This is a genomic window from Alistipes communis (assembly GCF_006542665.1).
GTDB lineage: Bacteria > Bacteroidota > Bacteroidia > Bacteroidales > Rikenellaceae > Alistipes > Alistipes communis.
The window spans coordinates 820141-839689 of record NZ_AP019735.1 but is presented as its reverse complement, the minus strand read 5'-3'; the positions used below and the strand labels follow the sequence as shown (position 1 = coordinate 839689).

Annotated in this window: 14 protein-coding genes; 10 read left to right on the top strand and 4 right to left on the bottom strand. The window is 61.6% G+C overall.

Annotation, left to right across the window (positions count from 1 at the left end; all coding sequences use genetic code 11):
- Positions 1–4: 4 nt before the first annotated feature.
- The 4 genes from FMF02_RS03460 to FMF02_RS03445 are packed head-to-tail and all read left to right on the top strand — an operon-like array spanning position 5 to position 7004.
- Positions 5–631 carry a BACON domain-containing protein gene (locus FMF02_RS03460; RefSeq protein ID WP_141412225.1) on the top strand — a complete coding sequence of 209 codons (627 nt, stop codon included), beginning with the start codon at positions 5–7 and terminating at the stop codon, positions 629–631.
- Between the two features lie 16 nt (positions 632–647).
- Positions 648–2600 carry a calcineurin-like phosphoesterase C-terminal domain-containing protein gene (locus tag FMF02_RS03455; protein ID WP_141412224.1) on the top strand — a complete coding sequence of 651 codons (1953 nt, stop codon included), beginning with the start codon at positions 648–650 and terminating at the stop codon, positions 2598–2600.
- A 15-nt stretch (positions 2601–2615) separates the two neighbouring features.
- Positions 2616–5033: a fibronectin type III domain-containing protein gene (locus FMF02_RS03450; RefSeq protein ID WP_141412223.1), complete on the top strand. Its 2418-nt coding sequence runs from the start codon at positions 2616–2618 to the stop codon at positions 5031–5033.
- Between the two features lie 42 nt (positions 5034–5075).
- On the top strand, positions 5076–7004 hold the full coding sequence (locus FMF02_RS03445) for a fimbrillin family protein (RefSeq protein ID WP_162502267.1): 1929 nt from the start codon (positions 5076–5078) through the stop codon (positions 7002–7004).
- Between the two features lie 84 nt (positions 7005–7088).
- On the opposite strand, the gene FMF02_RS03440 is transcribed toward FMF02_RS03445, so the two are convergent.
- Both FMF02_RS03440 and FMF02_RS03435 read right to left on the bottom strand, forming a co-directional pair.
- The gene (locus FMF02_RS03440) at positions 7089–7730 is read right to left on the bottom strand and encodes a cytidylate kinase-like family protein (RefSeq protein ID WP_019131455.1); all 642 of its coding nucleotides are present in this window, start codon (positions 7728–7730) and stop codon (positions 7089–7091) included.
- 15 nt (positions 7731–7745) lie between these two features.
- Positions 7746–9122 carry an MATE family efflux transporter gene (locus FMF02_RS03435; protein ID WP_026075108.1) on the bottom strand — a complete coding sequence of 459 codons (1377 nt, stop codon included), beginning with the start codon at positions 9120–9122 and terminating at the stop codon, positions 7746–7748.
- A 463-nt stretch (positions 9123–9585) separates the two neighbouring features.
- On the opposite strand from FMF02_RS03435, the gene FMF02_RS03430 reads away from it, so the two are divergent.
- Genes FMF02_RS03430 through FMF02_RS03420 form a run of 3 tightly spaced genes read left to right on the top strand, consistent with a single transcriptional unit; the run spans position 9586 to position 14103 of the window.
- Positions 9586–10491: a PLP-dependent cysteine synthase family protein gene (locus tag FMF02_RS03430; RefSeq protein ID WP_141412221.1), complete on the top strand. Its 906-nt coding sequence runs from the start codon at positions 9586–9588 to the stop codon at positions 10489–10491.
- Between the two features lie 11 nt (positions 10492–10502).
- Positions 10503–11411, top strand: a complete 909-nt coding sequence (locus FMF02_RS03425) for a glycosyltransferase (RefSeq protein ID WP_141412220.1) — start codon at positions 10503–10505, stop codon at positions 11409–11411.
- Positions 11412–11454: 43 nt separating this feature from the next.
- Positions 11455–14103, top strand: coding sequence for an AsmA family protein (locus FMF02_RS03420; RefSeq protein ID WP_141412219.1), 2649 nt, complete (start codon positions 11455–11457; stop codon positions 14101–14103).
- A 71-nt stretch (positions 14104–14174) separates the two neighbouring features.
- Here the strand turns inward: FMF02_RS03420 and FMF02_RS03415 are convergent, their stop codons facing one another.
- Entirely contained in the window at positions 14175–14723 is a 549-nt protein-coding gene (locus FMF02_RS03415; RefSeq protein WP_141412218.1) for a porin family protein, read from the bottom strand.
- An 89-nt stretch (positions 14724–14812) separates the two neighbouring features.
- Here FMF02_RS03415 and FMF02_RS03410 point away from each other — a divergent pair, with 89 nt between their 5' ends.
- The 3 genes from FMF02_RS03410 (at position 14813) to FMF02_RS03400 (ending at position 18363) form a co-directional block, all read left to right on the top strand.
- Positions 14813–15568: a helix-turn-helix transcriptional regulator gene (locus FMF02_RS03410; protein ID WP_141412217.1), complete on the top strand. Its 756-nt coding sequence runs from the start codon at positions 14813–14815 to the stop codon at positions 15566–15568.
- 174 nt (positions 15569–15742) lie between these two features.
- Positions 15743–16711 carry a hypothetical protein gene (locus FMF02_RS03405; RefSeq protein WP_141412216.1) on the top strand — a complete coding sequence of 323 codons (969 nt, stop codon included), beginning with the start codon at positions 15743–15745 and terminating at the stop codon, positions 16709–16711.
- Between the two features lie 8 nt (positions 16712–16719).
- Positions 16720–18363: a DUF5723 family protein gene (locus FMF02_RS03400; protein ID WP_179952783.1), complete on the top strand. Its 1644-nt coding sequence runs from the start codon at positions 16720–16722 to the stop codon at positions 18361–18363.
- Between the two features lie 96 nt (positions 18364–18459).
- Here FMF02_RS03400 and FMF02_RS03395 read toward each other — a convergent pair whose 3' ends face one another.
- Positions 18460–19536 (bottom strand): phosphotransferase enzyme family protein, encoded by a 1077-nt coding sequence (locus FMF02_RS03395; protein WP_019131446.1) that lies wholly within the window; start codon positions 19534–19536, stop codon positions 18460–18462.
- Positions 19537–19549: the final 13 nt, after the last annotated feature.

Genomic DNA, 19549 nt, shown 5'->3' with positions numbered 1-19549 from the left:
AACGATGAAGACGATACACTATTTGCTCCTTGCCGCCGGCCTTTGCGTGCTGACGTCCGCCTGCGACGACGAGTCGTCCGAAGGGGCGCGTTTGACGTTCGAACCGGCGCTCGAATCGCTCGAATTTACGACCGAAGGAGGTTCGCAAACTTTTCTGCTCTACTCGAATGTCCCCGAATGGTCGATTCGTTGCCGTTACGGCGACGAGTGGATCGACGTGTGGCCCGCCGAGGGCGATTTCGACGGGCGTTTCTCGGTGACCGTCGACGAGAACGACCGTGCCGAGTTGCGCTACGACCATTTGGAGATCTATGCCGGCGGCGAACTGATGCGCACGCTCGAAGTGCGGCAGCAGGCGCCCGCGCCTGCGATTGCGACGAATTTTACCGAAAAACAGGTGGCGGCGTCTGCTGCTTCGTTCGACGTGTTGGTGACCTGCAACGCCGAATGGCGTGCCGAGGTGTCGCCGGAGGACGAGGCATGGCTCTCGCTGGGCGAACGTACCGCCACCCGGTTGAATGTCGTTTGCGCGGTCAACGACACGGGTGCATCGCGCGAGGGCGCGGTGCGGCTCTACATTCCCGGAACGGCGTGCGAAGTGTCGCTCGCCGTGAAACAGTCGAACAACTAAACAATGAGAACCGATTATGAAACGCTGTTATAAAATTGCCCTTTGCTGCCTCTTCGTCCTCTTGGGCGCGGTTGCCTGCACGGACGATCCCGTGCAGGAGGCTCTGTCCGACGACGGGCGTTTGGTTACGGGGTTCTGGATTGCGTCGCCGCTGCCGGTTCACGCCGGTCAGACATTGACGATGCTGGGAACGGGGTTCGCCGAAGGCGATGTCGTCCGTTTCGAGAGCGGAACCGGCAGCTTCGAAAGTCCGCTCGCACAAGTCTCCGAGAGCTTTGCCTGCACGACCGTTCCGGCCGGCATGGCTTCGGGCGGTTACGACCTGACACTGGTGCGAGGGGCGGCATCGCAACGTCTGGCGCGAGTGAACCTGCGCATAACGCTCGATCCGACACGGATTCCCGACCGCGAAGGGGCGACGATCAAGGGCGTCGTCTACTGCGGATTGGAACCTGTGGCCGGCGTGCGCGTGTCGGATGGTTTCGAGACCGCCGTGACCGATGCCGACGGTTACTATTGGCTCGCGTCCGACAAGCGGCAGGGGTATGTGTTCGTCTCGTTGCCGTCGGGTTACGAGGCCGAGAGCACCGACACGACCGCTCCGGCTTTCTGGGCGCCGCTCGCGGAGGCGGCGGATGTCTGCGAGCAGCACGATTTCGAGTTGCGCCGCGTCGATCAGTCGCGCCATGTGATGATCGTGGCCGCCGACCTTCATCTGGCCAACCGTCCCACGGCGACGGGCGACCTCCGGCAGTTCGCCGAGGGGTTTATCGCCGAGACGACGGCCTTCGCTTCGGCACAGAGCGTGCCTACCTATCTGATGGTGTTGGGCGACATGACGTGGGACGAGTTCTGGTACTCCAATCTTTACAGCCTGAGCAACTACCGCACCACGATGCAGGGGTATCCCGTGCCGATCTACCACACGATGGGCAACCACGACAACGATCCCTATTTCGCCGGTGATTTCGCCGCCGAAGCGGCCTACCGCAAGGCGTTGGGTCCGACCTATTACTCGTTCGACGTGGGCGAAGTGCACTACGTCATGCTCGACAACACGGTTTACATCAATACGGGCGGCACCGAAGGTTCGATGGGCAAACGCAACTACCACTCCTATGTGACCGACCAGCAACTGGCATGGCTGCGCGACGATCTGGCGGCCTTGCGCGACAAGTCGCAGCCCGTGGTCGTGGGGATGCACTGTCCGGCGATGAACAACTACAACGCGGCGTTCGAGAATAGGGAGAGTTTCAATCCCGCGGGGAAAACGCAGGAGTTGTTCGATTGTTTCAAAGGATTCTCGGACGTCCACTTTCTGACGGGACATACCCATTACAATGCCAATATGGAGCGGGGAGCGATTTTCGAACACAATGTCGCCGCCGTCTGCGAGACGTGGTGGTGGGCCGGCAAACTGTCGGGCGTCGGGGTTTGCAAGGACGGGTCGCCGGCCGGTTACGCCGTTTACGAGGCCGATGGCCGCGAGCTGAACTGGTACTACAAGGGTGTCGGTCAGGATCGCGACAAGCAGTTCCGCACCTACGACATGAACAAGGTGCGTGAATTCTACACGCCGGCCGTGATCGAGATTCTCTCGCAATGGCCGCGGCGTGCGGACGACGGTGCGGGCGACGACTATTTCGACGTGGCCGACAATACGGTCTTCATCAATGTCTGGAACTGGGATTCGCAGTGGACGCTCCGCGTGACGGAGAACGGCCGCGAGTTGCCCGTCGAACGGGTGTGGCATCGTGATCCGCTGCATACGATCTGTCTGGACTATGCGCGGATTCTGAACGGGCTCGATCCAGTCAACGACTGGGAGTCGCTGCGTCACTCGCACATGTTCCGTGTCGTGGCTTCGTCGCCGCGCACATCGTTGCATGTCGAGGCGACCGACCGTTTCGGCCGCCGTTACGAGGAGACGATGCGCCGTCCCAAGGAGTTTACTGCGGATATGAACTGATAAAGCGAAGAGACGATGAAAAATAATCCATTTCTATCTATTCTCATCCCGCTTTGGGGAGTTGTCTCCTTGCTGGCGGGGTGTGCCGACGGCGGCGATGCGGTGAGCCTGTTGCAGGTCAGCGCCGCGAGGGTCGAGGTCGGAAAGAACGGACTGACCGCCGACGGCCGCATCCCGTCGATCGAGGTCGAGTCCGACGGTTACTGGCGCGTGTTCGCGGAGTCCTCCGCCGCGTGGGTGCGGACCGATCCTTCGGCTGCTTCGGGGAGCTGTACGGTGACGTTGAGCGTGGAGGCCAACGACGGCCCGGCCCGGACGGCCGTGCTGCGGATCGGCTGCGGCGACGGTACGACGCAAGAGGTCGAGGTGCGTCAGGAGGGCGCCGGCTCCCGCTTGCGCTACTATGAAGATTCGTTCGGCGCCGGTGCCGACGAGGCCGTCGCACCCTCCGATTACGAGGATTTCCGCATCGCGGGCTGCGGTGCGCTCGAAACGGTCTACGGGGCCGAACGGGCGACGGTGGCCGCCGACGCTCCTTCGACGGGATACGAAGGTGCGAGCGGCGGCGGGAATATCGTCCTGGCTGCGGGCGGATTCTTTACGCTGGGACCGGTCGATGTGAAGGGTGCGCTCGATCTGCGCTTCTCGACGGGGTTCTATCTGCCTTCGGCCGAAGCGGCCGGAAGCGTGCGGTTGCAGGCCAGCCGCAATGCGACGCAATGGATCGACGTGCCGTTCGCGGTCGCGCCGGAGGCAGGGTGGAGTTGTCCGATGACCGCTTTCTACATTGCCGAAGACGTGACGCAGCTCTGGTTCCGGCTCTCGACCGGGGCCGATGGCGTGCGGATCGACGATCCGGCACTCGTCGAGGGAGAGGAAGCCGAGGGAGAATTGCTCGAACTGGGCGGGGAGCTGGCTGCACCGGAGGGGCTCGAATGCGCGATCGCCGAACGGTCGCTCACCTTCTCGTGGGATGCCGTGCGCAACGCCAAGAGCTACGATTACGAACTGTATACGAAACAGGGCGTGCGGGTGGCCGAAGGGTCGACGCCGCTGACGACGGCCGCCGTCGAGGGGTTGGAGATGGGTACGACCTATCGTTTCTCGGTGCGTGCCGTACCTGCCGAAGGGACGATTTACAGTGCGTCGGAGGCCGCCGAGTTGGAGGCGACGACCGTCGGGCTGTTGCCCGATCCCGAGGTGCGTCTGCTGCGCAAGACGCACGGGATGCTGGTCTTCGAGTGGACGAAGGATCCGTATACGACGACCTACGGCCGCCGCTACAATTTCGTGTTGGTCGACCGCGACAGCGTGGTCGTCCGTCAGCAGAGTCGGGTGAATTACGCCAGCAACGCTACCTACAACCTCTCTTACGTCTACAACCGGCAGGCGTTCGGCGGATTGCAGCCCTCGACCGATTACAGATTCTATGTGCAGTATGTTTCGGATTCCGAGCAATACAGGGATTCGAATTGGGTCTGCTGCGAGGCGACGACCGATCCGCGGCCGCAGTTGCCGATCGGTTGCCTGCTTTACAAGGATTTCGAAGAGGCGTGGTTCGGCGGCAGCGCCATCGATGTGGCGTGGGGGCAGCACCCGTCGGGCAATCAGCTCGATCTGGATTACGATGCCGAGGAGAGCATCGAACTCTATGTGGTCTACCCGATTCGTTGTATGGAGGACAGTTTCAATACGGCCAAACTGCCCGAACAGTATCGTCGCAAATATTGGAGCGGCTGGGATTGGAGCGATATCGGTGAAAAAGATATCGCCAGAAAGTCGAATACGGGACTGTTCCTGATCTGCGGGGCCGTGAAGTTCGGCAGCGGTTCGGCCTACGGCCGTATGACCACGCCGGCGCTGGGGCAGTACGGTCTGAGCGGAGTTTCGGATATCGTCGTCTCGTTCAAGGCTTGTCCCTACACCGAACCGAATCTGACCACGGGTAATCTGATGGTTTCCCCCTATATTCTCTGCGGCGCGACCTTCAATATCTCGATCTGGGCGGGTGCAGGTACGTTCGAGAACGGTTCGACCGAGATGACGCTCACCAATCTCACCCCCGATCAGACCGATGCCCAGGGCAACGGACATTATTCGTGGACGGAGCATTCGGTGCGGATCAAGGGTGCCGATTCGCATACTCGCGTCTCCATCTCGACCGTTGCGCAGAAAGGCTACTATCGCATGTGGTTCGATGATCTGATGATCGTGCGCGACGACGGCGGTCAGAGCGAAGGATCGTCGGGCTCGGGTTCGGGCGGCGATTACGGCGACGGCGGGGACGGATTCGATACGGAGGGTTCCGCCTCCTCGGGCGGTTCGGCCGGAGGGGGATCCTATGGCGACGGCGGCGACGGGTTTGATACGGGCGGCACTCCGGGCGGCTCGGCTTCGGGCGGCGATTACGGCAACGGAGGCGACGGTTTCTGAAAATAAAATCAAAGTATGAATCGTAAAAAAACAGATAAGGAAATGATACGTGAAATGATGTGTTTGCTGGCCCTTGCGGGAGTGATGGCCGGTTGTACGAACGACGGAAGTTCGGAGTTGCAGCGCCCGGAGACGACGATCCGGCTCACGGCGGAGTTGCAGCAGGGGTCGCGTACGGTACTCGGCGACGACGGCCTGAAAGTGCTGTGGGAGAATCAGGATCGGTTGGGCGTATTTTCGGACAAGGGCGATGCCAACGTTTCGTTCCTGCTTTCGGAAGGAGCCGGAGAGTCGGTGGGACGCTTCGAGGGGGCGCTCTCGAAGGGAGCTGTCCCGCAGTACGTCTATTATCCCTATTCGGCCGACGCGGGAACGTCGACCGCGACGCTGGCCGTGACCGTCGACGCGGAACAGACACAAAACAGTACGACGGCATCGATCGGCGCCAATGATTTCAAGATCGGTTCCTACGATGCCGCGCAGAAGCGTTTTTCGCTTCGCAACAAGTTGTCTCTGCTGGCTTTTACGGTCGATGATCTGACGGGCAGCGAGTTGTTCGGCCAGCCGCTCGACCGGATCGTTCTTGCGGTGGACAACCGCGATCTGTCGGGTGATTTTACTGCCGATCTGACCGATCCGGAGGCGGCGCTTACGCCGGTGTCGGCAAGTGCGGAATCGACGCTTTCGTTTTCCGACAAGCCCGTGCTGGAAAAACCGGTCTCCGGCTGGCTGCTGGTCAATCCCGTCGTCGAGGAAGGGGACCCGATGACCGTGACGCTCTATGCCGGTTCGAAGAAGGCAACGCTGCGGGTCAGGGCCTCCAAACGTTATGAAGCGGGGGTGCGTTATACGATGCCGTTGGATGTCAACGAATTGGTAGCCGACGGCAGCATGACGGTCGAGACGCTCTCCGAAGAGCTTCCCGCACCCGGGATCAAGGTGTTCCGCAAGACGCACGGCATGATCGTAGCCGAGTTCGAGCAGTCGGTGGACACCTATGAAACGCAGGGGCGGACGTTCAATATCCGTCTGTTGGAGGGCGACAAGGTGCTGCGGTCGTATGACAAATACAGTTTCAAATACGGAGGCAAGAACGGAACGATCTACTCTTATCTCTACAACCGGTTCGCTTTCGGAGGTTTGAAGGCTGCGACGTCGTATACGATTCGCGTACAGGCCGTTTCGACCGATGCCGCGCGCTTCGAAGACTCCGCGTGGACCGACATCTCCGTGACGACCGACGCTGCACCCGTTCTCGGCGACAAGGTGTTGCTGTATAAGGATTTCGAGGATGCACGTTACGGAGGGTCGTCGATCGATAACGCATGGGCGCATAAGGTCAAGGGGACGCAGGCTTCGATCGACTATACCGAAGAGTCGGTCGAGGATGCGTTGCCCGTGTCGGTCTGCCATCCGATGGGATGTATGGAGGATGCGTTCGGCACGAAGCAGCACGCTTCGTATCGTGCGGTGCACTGGTCGGATTATGCGTGGTCGGCCGACAAGGCGGACAATACGGGTCTCTTTCCCGTCTGCGGTGCGTTGAAATTCGGTTCCGCCTCCGCGATCGGCAAGTTGACTACGCCGACATTGGCGTCGCTCGGCGTCGATGCGCCGGCGAATGTCGTGCTGTCGTTCAATGCCGCGCCTTATTATGAGCCCAATCTGGCTACCGGCAAGTTCGAGACGGCTCCCAATCAGGGGTCGGGAACGACCGTCGTGGTGACCGTCAACGGCGACGGAACCTTCGACGACGGCACGCAGACGCAGACGCTCCGGAATCGTACGCCTGTCGAAACGGGCGCCGATGCCAAAGGGTATATGGAGTATACGCTCCATACGCTTCGTGTGACGGGCGCGACGGGCGCGACGACCTTTACGATCGCTACGTCGCTCGACGGAACGGGAGCCGTGACGGGATCGAACTCCTGCCGGATGTGGTTCGACGATTTGCGCATCGAGCGGGAATAGGCCCTGAGAAATCCGAAAAAAGCAGCCGTCCGATCGTCGGACGGCTGCTTTTTCGATAAGGGGAGGTCGTAGGTCGGGGAGCGTTCAATCCTTGCGGGCGAGGTTCAGTTTCTTGCGGATGAACTCCTCGGCGAAGGCGGCCGTGCCGTCGATGCCGAGCACCGACGAGTCGATGCAGAGGTGGTAGGTCGCGGCGGCGCCCCACGTGCGGTTGCTGTAATAGTTGTAGTAGTCGGCGCGCTTTTCGTCGGTCGAATCCATGAGCTGTTCGGCCGCTTCGGGAGTCAGCCGGCGCGTGCGCACGAGCCGTTCGATGCGGTCCTCGCGCGACGCCGAGACGAAGATGTTGACGCAGCGGGGATGTTCGCGCAGGATGTAGTCGGCGCAGCGGCCCACGAAGATGCACGACTCGCGCTCGGCCAGCTGGCGGATCACGTCGCTCTGCATCTTGAACAGCGCGTCGTGGCTCAGCGGGTTGTTGTAGATCGCGTCGTCGCCCGCGAACGGACTGCGCAGATAGCCGAGCAGGGTGGCGAAGAACCCCTTGGCAGGCTTTTCGTCGGCCTTTTCGAAGAATTCCTGGCCGAAGCCGCTGTGTTCGGCGGCCATCTTGATGAGCCGCTTGTCGTAGACGGGGATGCCGAAACGCTCGGCCAGCCGTTCGCCGACGGCCTTGCCGCCGCTGCCGAGCTGACGTCCGATGTTGATGACGAATTTTTCGTTCATGGTAGGGTAGAATCGTTAAATCTGCATTCGTTTGCGGAAGCGGCGCAGTTCGCGCAGCAGCATGAGGGCCGCGACGAGCGATGCCAGAAGGTCCGACAGCGGCATACTGCACCATACGCCCCAGCTGCCGTTGTAGCCCATGCCGGCGAGGATGTCGGGCAGGAATAGCAGTCCGGGCAGCAGGAAGAGCAGCTGGCGCGACAGCGACAGGAAGATCGCCTTCGGGGCCATGCCGATGCTCTGGAAGAAGTTGGTCGTCACCATCTGGAACCCGATGATCGGGAAACAGAGGAAGACGATGCGCATTCCTTCGGCCGCGAGCCGGATCAGCTCCTCGTCGGTCGTAAAGACCGCCACGGCCCAATGGGGCAGCAGCTCGCCCAGCAGGAATCCGAGCGAGGTGACGCAGGTTGCGCCGATGACGGTGAGTTTGAGCACGTGCATCAGACGGTCGTACTGCCGTGCGCCGAAATTGTAGCCTGCGATGGGCTGCATCCCCTGGTTGAGCCCCATGACGATCATCACGAAGAAGAAGGCCAGCCGGTTGACGATACCGTAGGCCCCGATCATCAGGTCGCCGCCGTGTTCTTTGAGCCCCTTGTTGATGAGGATGACGATGAAGCAGGCCGTCACGTTCATCAGAAAGGGCGACATGCCGATGGCCAGAATCTCCTTGACGATCCGCTTGCGCGGCCGGTAGATTCCCCGGTGGAAATGCAGCAGTTCGCTCGAATCGGAGAGCAGCCGGAACTGCCAGACGAGCGAGATCACCTGTGCCAGCACCGTGGCGATCGCTGCGCCGCGGATGCCCCAGCCGAAGCCGTAGATGAACAGCGGGTCGAGGATCGTGTTGATGACTACGGTGTTGATCGTGGCGTACATCGACTTGCGCGGGTGTCCCGCCGAACGCAGGACGGAGTTCAGTCCCAGATACATGTGCGTTACGACGTTGCCCATCAGGATGATCGACATGTAGTCGCGGGCGTAGCCGATCGTCGCCTCGCTCGCCCCGAAGAAGTAGAGGATCGGGTCGAGGAAGAGCAGGGTGACCAGTCCGAAGCCGAGTCCGATGATGAAGTTGAGCACCACGACGTTGCCCAGTATGTATTGTGCCGAGGCGTAGTCCTTTTGTCCGAGCCGCATCGAGATGAGCGTGGCGGCGCCGACGCCGACGAGCGATCCGAACGCCGCGGCGAGGTTCATCAGCGGGAAGGTGAGCGCCAGTCCCGAAATGGCCATCGGTCCGACGCCCAGTCCGATGAAGATGCTGTCGACCATGTTGTACAGCGAAGAGGCCGTCATGGCGATAATGGCCGGTACGGAGTATTGGACGAGCAATTTGCGGATTCGTTCCGTTCCGAGTTCAGTAGCTGCTCCCTTGATGACTGTCATAAATGCGATGAGATGTTAGCGGCTTGCCGGAGGCCCGCGGCGGCGGGTGCGACGTAGATTCCGATGCAAAGATACGATTAAGGTGAGAGAAAAAGAAAAAACGACCGTTTTTCTTTTTCCGAACCGCAGTATCTAAGGCGCAGCCAAAGATACGAATAAGCGAGAGCAATGTCGAATTTATTCGAACATTGCCGGACGTAAGTGTCTTCGGCGCAGCCAAGACGCGGAAAGTCGGACGTAGAGGCGCAAACGCGGGTTTTGCGATTAAAAATCGGGCGAGCTTGTTTCAGCGGTGCAATCGCTGTCGGGGTTGCGGATGCGCCCTTCGTCCGCCCGCCGACGCTCCGATCCGCTGTCGGGCTCCGGCGGTGAAAGTGCGAATAATCTCATATTTTTCGCCGCGGGAGCGCATCGCGTCGGGAAAAATCGTACCTTTGTCAGGGTAAAAGAGAATCCCCGCATTATGATTTACGACAATATCCTGGGAACGATCGGTTCGACGCCGATGGTGCGCCTGAACCACTTTTCCCCCAACCGGCAGGTCAATATTTTCGCCAAGCTCGAAGGCTTCAACCCTACGGGCAGCATCAAGGACCGCATTGCGGTCAAGATGATCGAGGAGGCCGAGCGCGAGGGGAGGCTCACGCCGGGCAAAACCATCATCGAACCCACGTCGGGCAATACGGGCATCGGCCTGGCGATCGTGGGAATCGTCAAGGGGTATCCCGTGGAGATCGTCATGTCGGAGGCCGTGTCGATCGAACGGCGCAAGATCATCCGCTCCTACGGCGCCAAGGTGATTCTCACTCCCGCCGAGGAGGGTACCGACGGGGCGATCCGTTATGCGCGTGCGGCCGTAGCGTCGGACCCCGACCGCTATTTCATGCCCGATCAGTTCGCCAACGCCAGCAACTACCTGGCGCACTATCAGTCGACGGCGCTCGAAATCTGGCAGCAGACGGGCGGCAAGATCGACTATCTGGTCTGTGCCCTCGGCACGTCGGGAACGCTCATGGGGTTGTCGCGTTTTTTGAAGGCGATGAAGCCCGACATCAAGGTGGTCTGCGCCCAGCCTACGCGCGGCCACTACATCCAGGGGTTGAAAAATATGGAGGAGGCGATCGTACCCGACATCTACGACCCCTCGAAGATCGATATTCAGGAGATGGTCGAGAGCGAGGAGGCGATCGCCATGGCCCGCCGGATCATCGCCCGCGAGGCGATTTTCGCCGGCATGTCGAGCGGCGCCGCCCTGCTGGCCGCCGTACGGACGGCCGCCCGCATCGAGCGGGGCAACATCGTGGTGGTCTTCCCCGACCGTGCCGAGAAGTATCTCAGCACGACGATGTTCGACGAATTCAACGACTGATCCTCCGCCGTATGCCGCGCCTTTCGCTCATCGTCGCCACCTACAACCGTGCGGAGCAGTTGCTCACGACGCTGTGGTCGGTCGCCGCGCAGACGGCGCCCGCAGCCGAGTGGGAGTGCGTGGTGGTGGACAACAATTCGACCGACGATACGGCCGCGCGTTTCGAGGAGTTTCTCTCGGCGCATCCCGGGCTGCCGCTGCGGCGGGTGTCCGAGACGCGGCAGGGCCTTTCGTGGGCCCGCAATCGCGGCATCGCCGAGACGACGGGCGACATCGTGGCCATCATCGACGACGACGAGCGCATCGTGCCGGAGTTCATCGCCGCATACATCGCCTTTTTCGATGCGCACCCCTCGGTGGCGTCGGCCGGCGGCCCCATCGTAGCGGAGTATCCCGCAGGGCGTCCCGCATGGATGTCGCGCTATACCGAACGGCCGATCGCCAACCCGATCGATCTGGGGCCGACGCCCCGTCCCTTCCCGCGCGGGCGGATTCCCGGCGGAGGGAACATGGCGCTGCGCCGCACGGCGCTGGGGCGCTACGGAGCGTTCGACCCGCAACTGGGACGGCGCGGCGCGCGGCTGCTGGGCGGCGAGGAGAGCGACCTGTTCGCACGGCTGCGGCGCGGCGGCGAACAGTGCTGGTACGTGCCCGGGGCGGTGATGTACCACATCATCCCGCCGTCGAAGCTCACACGCGGCTATTTCGACCGTCTGTGCCGCAATATCGGCGTGAGCCAGCGCACGCGGGCCGCGATCGACGGCGGTCTGCTGCGCCTGTGGACGGGCGAGGCGGCCAAGTGGTGCGCCACGCTGGGGATCGCCCTCGGCTATTGCCTGACGGGCCGCGTGCGGCGTGCGGCGTGGCTCGTGCGGATGCGGCGGCAGATTACGGCGGGGTTGCTGACCTCGGCCGAGTAGGTAGAAGAATGCGGGACTTGCGGGTCTCCTAAAATTCCATCGTATGAAAAAGTTTCTGAAAATCGTTGCGATCGTGGCGGTCGTGCTCATCGCCGTCGCGCTCGTCGTGCCGCTCGCACTCAAATCGAAGGTGGGCGACATCGTGAAGAAAGAGGCGGGTGAACTGCTCACCGCCGAAGTCGATTTCCGTTCGCTCGACCTGAGTCTGCTGCGCCATTTCCCGCACGCTTCGGTCGAGTTGGAGGGGTTGACGGTCGTCTGCGCCGCGCCGTTCGAAGGGGATACGCTGGCTTCGGTCGGGCGCATCTCGGTGGTCGTCGACCTGATGTCGCTCTTCGGCGATTCGGGCTACGAGGTGACCAAACTGCTCGTCGACAAGGCGCATCTGCATGCGCGCAAACTCGCCGACGGCAGCGTGAACTGGGACGTGATGAAACCTTCGGACGAACCGGCGGAGGAGAAGGAGCCGGCCGAGGCGGACGAGCCGTCGGCCTTCCGTCTGCGGATGCGCGACGTGCGTCTGTCGGAGGCCGTCGTCCGCTATGAGGACGACTCGACGGGAATGCGCGCCGGTGTCGATCCGCTCGACCTGCGCCTGAGCGGCGACCTGTCGGGCGAGCGCAGCGACCTCGACCTGCGGTTGGAGGCGCATCGCCTCTCGTATGCGGCCGGCGGGGTGGCGCTGCTGCGCGACGCCGATCTGACGGCCGACGTCACGCTCGACGCCGATCTGAAAAACAAGCGTTTCACTTTCTCCGACAACAGATTGAGCCTCAATGCGATCGCTCTGAGCCTCGACGGCTGGGTGGCGCTGGCGGACGACCGCACCGAGATGGACGTGCGCGTCAACAGTTCGAAAGTCGAGTTCCGCGACGTCCTGTCGCTGGTTCCGGCCTTCTACACGCGCGATTTCGAGAACCTGACCGCTTCGGGGCAGCTGACGCTCGACGCATGGGCCAAAGGCGTGCTGGCGGGCGACCGGCTGCCGGCCTTCGAAACGACGCTGGCCGTGCGCGACGGCAGCTTCAAATACGCCTCGCTGCCCAAGGCCGTGACGGGCATTACGATCGATGCCAGGGCGGCCAATCCGGGCGGGACGGCCGACGCTACGACCGTCGACGTGCCGACCTTCGCGCTGACGATGGCGGGCAACGCGCTGCGCGGCTCGTTCTCGGCCGCAACGCCGATGAGCGACCTGCGCTTCAAGGCGGCCGCCGCCGGCAAGGTCGATCTGGGGGCTGTGAAGGAGGTCTATCCGCTGGGCGATTCGATCGCGCTGGCGGGCGTCGTGACGGCCGACATGCAGGCGTCGGGGCGGATGTCCGACATCGAGCGGGAGCGTTACGAGGCGATCGCGGCTTCGGGGCGGCTCACCGTCGAAGGGGTTACGGCGGCACTCGCGGGATTGCCCGAAGTGAAGGTGCGCCGCGCCGCGATGAGCGTCAGCCCTGCGGCGCTGACCCTTTCGGAGCTGGGTGTCACGGTGGGGTGCAGCGACATCGAAGCGTCGGGCACGCTGTCGAACTATATCGGCTATCTCCTGCGCGGCCAAACGCTGCGCGGGCGGCTCGACGTCCGTTCGTCGCTGCTCGATCTCAACGAACTGCTGGGCGACGCTTCGGAGGCTTCGGCCGATACCGGTGCGGCCGCCGCTCCGGCCGATACGGCGGCGATGCGTGCCGTCGTCGTGCCGCAGAACCTCGATCTGGCACTCGGTGCGTCGCTGAAAAAGATACTGTTTCAGAAAATGGTGCTCGACGATTTCACCGGTTCGCTGACCGTGGCGAAGGGGACTGTATCGATGAACCGGCTGGCGATGAATGCCTTCGGCGGCCGGATGTCGGCTTCGGGCAGCTACTCGACGGCAGCCGACGCGCAGCGGCCGGCGTTGAAGTTGAAGGCCGAGATCGCCGATGCGTCGTTCTCGACGACCTTCGACCAGCTGGACGTCGTGCGCCGCATGGTGCCCCTGTTCGAGAAGACGGGCGGGGACTACTCGATGTCGCTCGATCTGGCGACCCGCCTGACGCAGACGATGGATCCCGACTATGCGACCTTGCAGGCCGACGGGGCGATCCGTTCGAAGAACATCCGCGTGCAGAATATCGCCGTCTTCGACCAGTTGGCCGCAGCGCTCAAAAACGACGCCCTGCGCCGCATCGAGGCGAAGGATGTCGACATCCGTTTCACGATCCGCGACGGACGCATCGCCACGCAGCCCTTCGATCTGAGCGTGGGCGGTATTTCGCTCAACCTGTCGGGTTCGACGGGGCTGGATCAGACGATCGACTACACGGCCCGGGTGATGCTGCCCGAAGGATCGGCGGGCGGTATTCTTACGGCGGTCGACGTCGGCATCGGCGGCAGTTTCTCGTCGCCGAAGATCACGCTCGACGTGAAGAATGCCGTGAAGGACGCCGTGAGCAATGCGATCGGTGAGAAACTGGGCCTGTCGGTCGGATCGTCCGAGGGCAAATCGGCCGACGAGATCCGCGCCGATGCGAAGGCCAAAGGCGATAAGCTCGTCGAGGAGGCCAGGGCGCAGCGCGACAAACTCGTCGGGAAGGCGTCGGGCAAACTGGCCAGGATCGCGGCGCAGGCCAGCGGCGACGCGCTGGTGTCGGCCGCTGAGAAGCAGGCGCAGAAACTCATGGAGCAGGCCGAGCAGCAGATCGCCGCGCAGCAACAGTAGCCGACGATCGATATTAGGCGAGGGGCGTTTTCGAATCCGAAAACGCCCCTCGCGTGTTGGAATTTCCGGTTTCAGAAACGATAGCCGACGGTGAACGAATAGCCGATATTGTGTTCATTGCCGGAGGAGGTAACTCGCAGCAAGCCGTATTGCACTTCGGGGCCGATGACGAAGTGTCCGACGATGAAATCGAACCCGATACAGATGCCCGTGTCCCAGTTGCGGATCGTGTACGGAGCCGTTCGTGGAACCTTGGCACGCAACAGTCGGGAGAGGTAGGGACCGGCGTGGAGATCGAAGCGCGATGTCGGCGAAAGTCGGAATCCGACCGTCGCCTCGACCGGCAGATCGATGTAGGAGAGTCGCGTGGCACGGTCGCTTGCATAGTCGAAAACGTCGCTCGACGTCGTAGCGCCTTTCATGACGTAGCAGAGACCGGTTCGGAGTCCGAAATGTTCGTCGAAAAGATACCCGATATTCACTCCGCCGCGTAATCCCAGTTTTAGGTGTTGCTCGCTCAGCATCGAGGCAGACGCACCGACACGAAGGTCGACATGCAGTTGGGCCGATGCGCCGCATACGGCGAAAAGCAGCAGGAAAGTCGACACGATTTTTTTCATGACAAGATGGGTTTAAATTGGAAAATATTATTTTTGTCTTTGCAAAGGTCGGGGGTCTTCCCCTGCGGATCAATACTGATTTATCATTAATGAAGACAATGCAACGGGAGTTCGAGGCTCTGCTGGATATGCAGCGGTTCGATGCCGGCGAGCTGGACTATGCGGTGCTCAATCGCCATGTGGCGCGGTTGACGCAGCTTTCGCAGGTGGTCAATAGCGGGATCACGGTTTTCGACATGTATCGACGGCGGCATGTTTTCAGTTCGTACAATTTCCCTGACCTGTTCCGTTACGACATGGATCGGATCGCTTCGGAGGATTCCGACTATTTTTCCGCGCGGATCCATCCCGACGACCTGCCGGACGTCCACCGCAACGGTATCGATTGCCTGCGGTTCATGCTCGGGCATAAGGAGCTGATCGATAACGGAAAATTCCTCACTGAGTACCGGATTGAAATCGGCGGCCGGTATGTGCGGGTCGTAGAGCAGTTCCAGGTTTTGGAATGCGATCGGAGAGGGAATATCTGGCTGACGCTGAGCGTGCTGGATATGTCGCCCAATCAAGGCTCTTTTGACGGGGTACGCAGCCAGCTGTTCGATTTCCGGGGTGGTCGGGCACTGCCTTTCGCAGGAGGCGGGGCATCGTCCGATCCATTATCGGAGCGCGAGCGCGAAATTCTGCGGCTCATAGGTAGGGGCCGGTTGAGCAAAGAGATCGCTGTCGAACTCTCGATCAGCGTACATACGGTCAACACGCATCGGCAACGCATTTTGGAGAAACTCCGTGCCGACAACTCGATGGAGGCCGTGCGTTACGCCGCCGAACGGGGACTGCTCGACTGATCGGGACGGATGCCGACGGGAGTGCGGACGGGCTGCTGCAAACCAGGGCCTTATTTTATCCGGCGGTTTCCCGGAAAGAATGCGTAAATTGGTCGAAAGGTTCGCTGTTGTGTCAAAATTTCCTATATTTGCCCCGCAATCTATACTTACTATTATTATTTAAACGCACAACACATGAGGAAATTTTTGACGATTTTCACCCTCTCCCTGCTCGCGGTGTCATGTATCGACAACGACTACGATCTGTCGGACATCGATACGGACGACATCGGCATCGGAGACGAAAACTCGGTCTTCACCTGCCCGCTGATGACGTTGAGGGTCGCCGTCGCGGACATCGTGAACGAACAGGGGGATCTCGACGGTATCCTGGCCGAAGCCGATGTCTGGTTGCCGAGCCGGCTGCCGGACGGCGCGGAGGCGGTCGACGTGAAACGGCTTACCGGCGGCGACGGACAGCAGGCGCAACAGGCCTATGTGCAGACGTTGCTGACGGTCTTGCAGGAGGAGATCGACGCCGATGCTTCGGACCGGAAGCTCGAACAGATCGCCCGACAGATCTATGCGGAGTATAGGGAGGATTTTCTCCCCGATTATCTCCCTGTCGATGTGGACGAGGCGGAGTATATCGCGGCGTTCAGGACCGTCTACCACCAGCAGGCGACGCACGATCTGATCTGGGAGAATATCGAACTGTTCGCCGCCCGTTACCTGACGACGAACCTTCGGATAGATGTCCGGCCCTTCGTCCTTTCGGGCATCGACGTGGGGGCGGACGTGCGCGACATGATCGTCGGCGGAGACGAATCGAAAACCTCGTTGTCGCTCTTCGGCGATATTGCGACCGACCTGCCGGTCTCCTTCTCGGCAGAACCGTCGTTCGAGGCCGAGGTGGAGGGCAGCGACCGCACGTTGTTCAGCTTTCCTTCCTTTACCGTCTTCCCGACGGCGGAGGCGCCCGTCGAAATCGAGGAGACGTCCGTCTCTGCGGATGCACTGACGGTCATCTTCGACCAGGAGACCCGCATCGAACTGAACATGCAGCTGGAAAACTACTATCCCGGGCGTTCGCTCGATCTCGGACAGGGAATTACCATCAACCTGAAAGTTCGCAAGAAGGGCGGTTTAATCTTTAACGTTTAGTGACAGCCATGAAAAAATTGCTCTATACGCTGGCCGCCGTTCTCGTTTGCACGGGCGCTGCGGCGCAGAATCCCACGTTGTATTTCATGGAGGGGGTACCCCTGCGTTCGCAGATGAACCCCGCGCTGGCTCCGCAACGGGGTTATTTCAATATTCCGGTACTGGGCGGTCTGGCCGTGACGGCGGGCGGCAACACGTCGCTCGACCACCTGCTCTTCCGCCGCGACGGCAGGCTGGTGACGCTGCTCAGTCCGTCGGTCTCGTCGGCCGACGCCCTTTCGGATCTCCATTCGAAAAATCTGGTCAACGCCGACATTCGGGTCAATCTGCTCGGTTTCGGCGCTTATACCGCCAACCGCAAGCACTTCTGGTCGTTCGACCTCAATCTGCGCACGAGCGTTTCGACGCAGTTCCCCTACGAGCTGTTCCACTTCTTCAAGACGGGCGAGAGCGTGCAGGTACGCAATCTGGGCCTCAGTTCGGATGCCTATGCGGAAGCCGGGTTCAACTACTCGTTTCCTATCGGCGAGAAGTTCTATGTCGGTGCGCGCGTGAAGTTCCTGGTCGGGCTGGCCCGTGCCAAGTCCTATTTCACGCAGTTCAACGTCTCGCTCGGCGAGAACGAGTGGTATGCCGAGGCCGTCGGCGAATTGGAGGTCAACAGCAACCTGCTGACCATCCCCACCCGTCAGGAGGCGGGACAGGACGGGGTCTACCGCAATTACTACCAGCTCGACGACATGGAGTTCGACGCGAAGTTCAAGCCCGCCGGCTACGGTGCGGCCTTCGACATCGGTGCGACCTACGAGCCGATCCCGAACCTGCTGGTTTCGGCGGCGGTCAACGACATCGGTTTCATCGCGTGGAACAAGGCCAGTTCGATGCACGGCACCGTAAGCCGGAGGCTGACCTTTGACGGTGCGCAGGTCGATGCGTCGGGGGTTGCCGACATCGATTTCGATCTGGGCGAGTTGAAGTTCGAGCAGGTCGACGAAGAGAGCGCGACGCGGATGCTCCATTACACGATGAATCTCGGCGCCGAATACCGGCTGTGGGACCGGCGCGTCGGTTTCGGAGCGTTGTACCAGATTCACAAGTACGACTATGCGGCGCTGCACAACCTGACCGCTTCGGTCAACTTCCAGCCCGTGCGCTGGTTCGGGCTTTCGGGCAGCTATTCGTTCATCGACAATCGGGCCAGCGCATTGGGGTTGGGACTGAACCTCAATCCGGGCTGGATCAATTTCTATGTCGCTACCGACGTGTTGCTGACCAAGAAGAGCGCGCAGTGGATTCCTATCAAGCAGGGGCGGATGAACTTCAATCTGGGCATCGGTGTCCCGATGGGGAAACGAGGGCTGCGCCAGCGCGATTGCATTCGGGTGAATGCGGCGTGCTGTCCGTCGCAGGAGCCGCTCACGGAGCAGCAGGAGCTTCGTATCAGGGAGCAGCAGCTCCGCGAGCAGGCGTCGGCGACCTCCGAGCAGATCGAAGAGGCTACCGAGCGCAGCGAGAAGGCGATCCGCAAAGCCGAACGCAGGGCGGCGAAGGCCGAACGGAAGGCGCGTAAAGCGGCCGAACGGGCGCAGCAGGAGGGCGATACGGCTTCGGTCGTCCGTGCCGCGGCCGATCTGCTGGCCGTGCGCTACTGAGGCGGGCGTATCGTCCGACAGAAATTCACCCCGGCGCAACGATCTGCGCCGGGGTGAATTCGTCTGGGTCGTCCCCGTTTTTGTCCGTTCCGGCGGTCAGGGCCGTGCGGCCAGTTCGGCGACGATCGCCCGCATCGCGTCGTAACGCTCCTCGGCGCTGCGGAGCAGTGCGTACTGCGCCCGCGTACGGACGAGATTGTGGTCGGGCGACTTGATCTTGTAGTAGGTGTCGCCGTCGAGATAGTCCATCAGGAAGCGCAGCACCTGTTCGTAGGTGATGTAGCGTACCGAGAAGGCGAGTGCGTCGGTTTCGGCCGGCGTGAGGAAGGCGCGCGCCTCCGAGAGGTAGCCCTCGGCGAAGCCGCGGAACATGGCCATGTCGAGCCATACGTCGTCGAGGTGTTCGTCGTCTTCGCGGCCGTGGTTGGCGTAGGTGCGGATCGCGTCGCCGAAGTCGTTGAAGCAGGGGCTGCGCAGTACCGTGTCCAGATCGATCACGCAGAGCACCCGCCCCTGGCGGTCGAAGAGGATGTTGTTGATCTTCGTGTCGTTGTGCGTCACGCGGCGCGGGATCTCGCCCGTTTCGACCCGCTGCCAGAAGCGGAGCATCTCGTCGCGGCGGCATTCGATCCATTCGATTTCGCGTGCCACCGACGCACGGCGTCCCGCGGCGTCGCGCGCGAGGGCATCGTCCCATTGCCGGAAGCGGAAACGGATGTCGTGGAAGCCGGGCAGAATGTCGGCCAGCGGTTCGCCGTAGTCGGCCAGCATCCGCTGGAAGCGGCCGATGCCTTCGCCGCCGCAGCGGGCCAGTTCGGGGGTCGAGGCGGACTGGCAGGTCACCGAATCCTCGATGAAGAGCGTCGCGGCCCAATAGTCGCCCGCCGCATCCTCGTAATAGAGCGCTCCGTCGTGCGTGGGGATGACGGTCATCACTTCGCGCCGCGGATCGCCGCCGGCGCGGCGTACCTTCTCCCTGAGAAAGGAGGTTACGCCCTCGATGTTGCGCATCATGGCGGGGATGTCGGTGAAGACGTTGCGGTTTTTGCGTTGGAGGACGTACCGCGCACGTTCGGTCGTGACGATGTAGGTGTCGTTGATGAATCCTTCGCCCAGCGTGGCGACCGACTGCACGGCGCCGTCGAGACGGAATTGTTCGGCTATTCGTTTCATGCGGTAGAGGGTT

What these genes read in the sequence shown, in the direction of transcription:
- FMF02_RS03460 (WP_141412225.1), top strand. Translation starts at nt 5, where the DNA reads ATGAAGACGATACACTATTTGCTCCTTGCCGCCGGCCTTTGCGTGCTG.
- FMF02_RS03455 (WP_141412224.1), top strand. Translation starts at nt 648, where the DNA reads ATGAAACGCTGTTATAAAATTGCCCTTTGCTGCCTCTTCGTCCTCTTG.
- FMF02_RS03450 (WP_141412223.1), top strand. Translation starts at nt 2,616, where the DNA reads ATGAAAAATAATCCATTTCTATCTATTCTCATCCCGCTTTGGGGAGTT.
- FMF02_RS03445 (WP_162502267.1), top strand. Translation starts at nt 5,076, where the DNA reads ATGATACGTGAAATGATGTGTTTGCTGGCCCTTGCGGGAGTGATGGCC.
- FMF02_RS03440 (WP_019131455.1), bottom strand. Translation starts at nt 7,730, where the DNA reads ATGAACGAAAAATTCGTCATCAACATCGGACGTCAGCTCGGCAGCGGC.
- FMF02_RS03435 (WP_026075108.1), bottom strand. Translation starts at nt 9,122, where the DNA reads ATGACAGTCATCAAGGGAGCAGCTACTGAACTCGGAACGGAACGAATC.
- FMF02_RS03430 (WP_141412221.1), top strand. Translation starts at nt 9,586, where the DNA reads ATGATTTACGACAATATCCTGGGAACGATCGGTTCGACGCCGATGGTG.
- FMF02_RS03425 (WP_141412220.1), top strand. Translation starts at nt 10,503, where the DNA reads ATGCCGCGCCTTTCGCTCATCGTCGCCACCTACAACCGTGCGGAGCAG.
- FMF02_RS03420 (WP_141412219.1), top strand. Translation starts at nt 11,455, where the DNA reads ATGAAAAAGTTTCTGAAAATCGTTGCGATCGTGGCGGTCGTGCTCATC.
- FMF02_RS03415 (WP_141412218.1), bottom strand. Translation starts at nt 14,723, where the DNA reads ATGAAAAAAATCGTGTCGACTTTCCTGCTGCTTTTCGCCGTATGCGGC.
- FMF02_RS03410 (WP_141412217.1), top strand. Translation starts at nt 14,813, where the DNA reads ATGAAGACAATGCAACGGGAGTTCGAGGCTCTGCTGGATATGCAGCGG.
- FMF02_RS03405 (WP_141412216.1), top strand. Translation starts at nt 15,743, where the DNA reads ATGAGGAAATTTTTGACGATTTTCACCCTCTCCCTGCTCGCGGTGTCA.
- FMF02_RS03400 (WP_179952783.1), top strand. Translation starts at nt 16,720, where the DNA reads ATGAAAAAATTGCTCTATACGCTGGCCGCCGTTCTCGTTTGCACGGGC.
- FMF02_RS03395 (WP_019131446.1), bottom strand. Translation starts at nt 19,536, where the DNA reads ATGAAACGAATAGCCGAACAATTCCGTCTCGACGGCGCCGTGCAGTCG.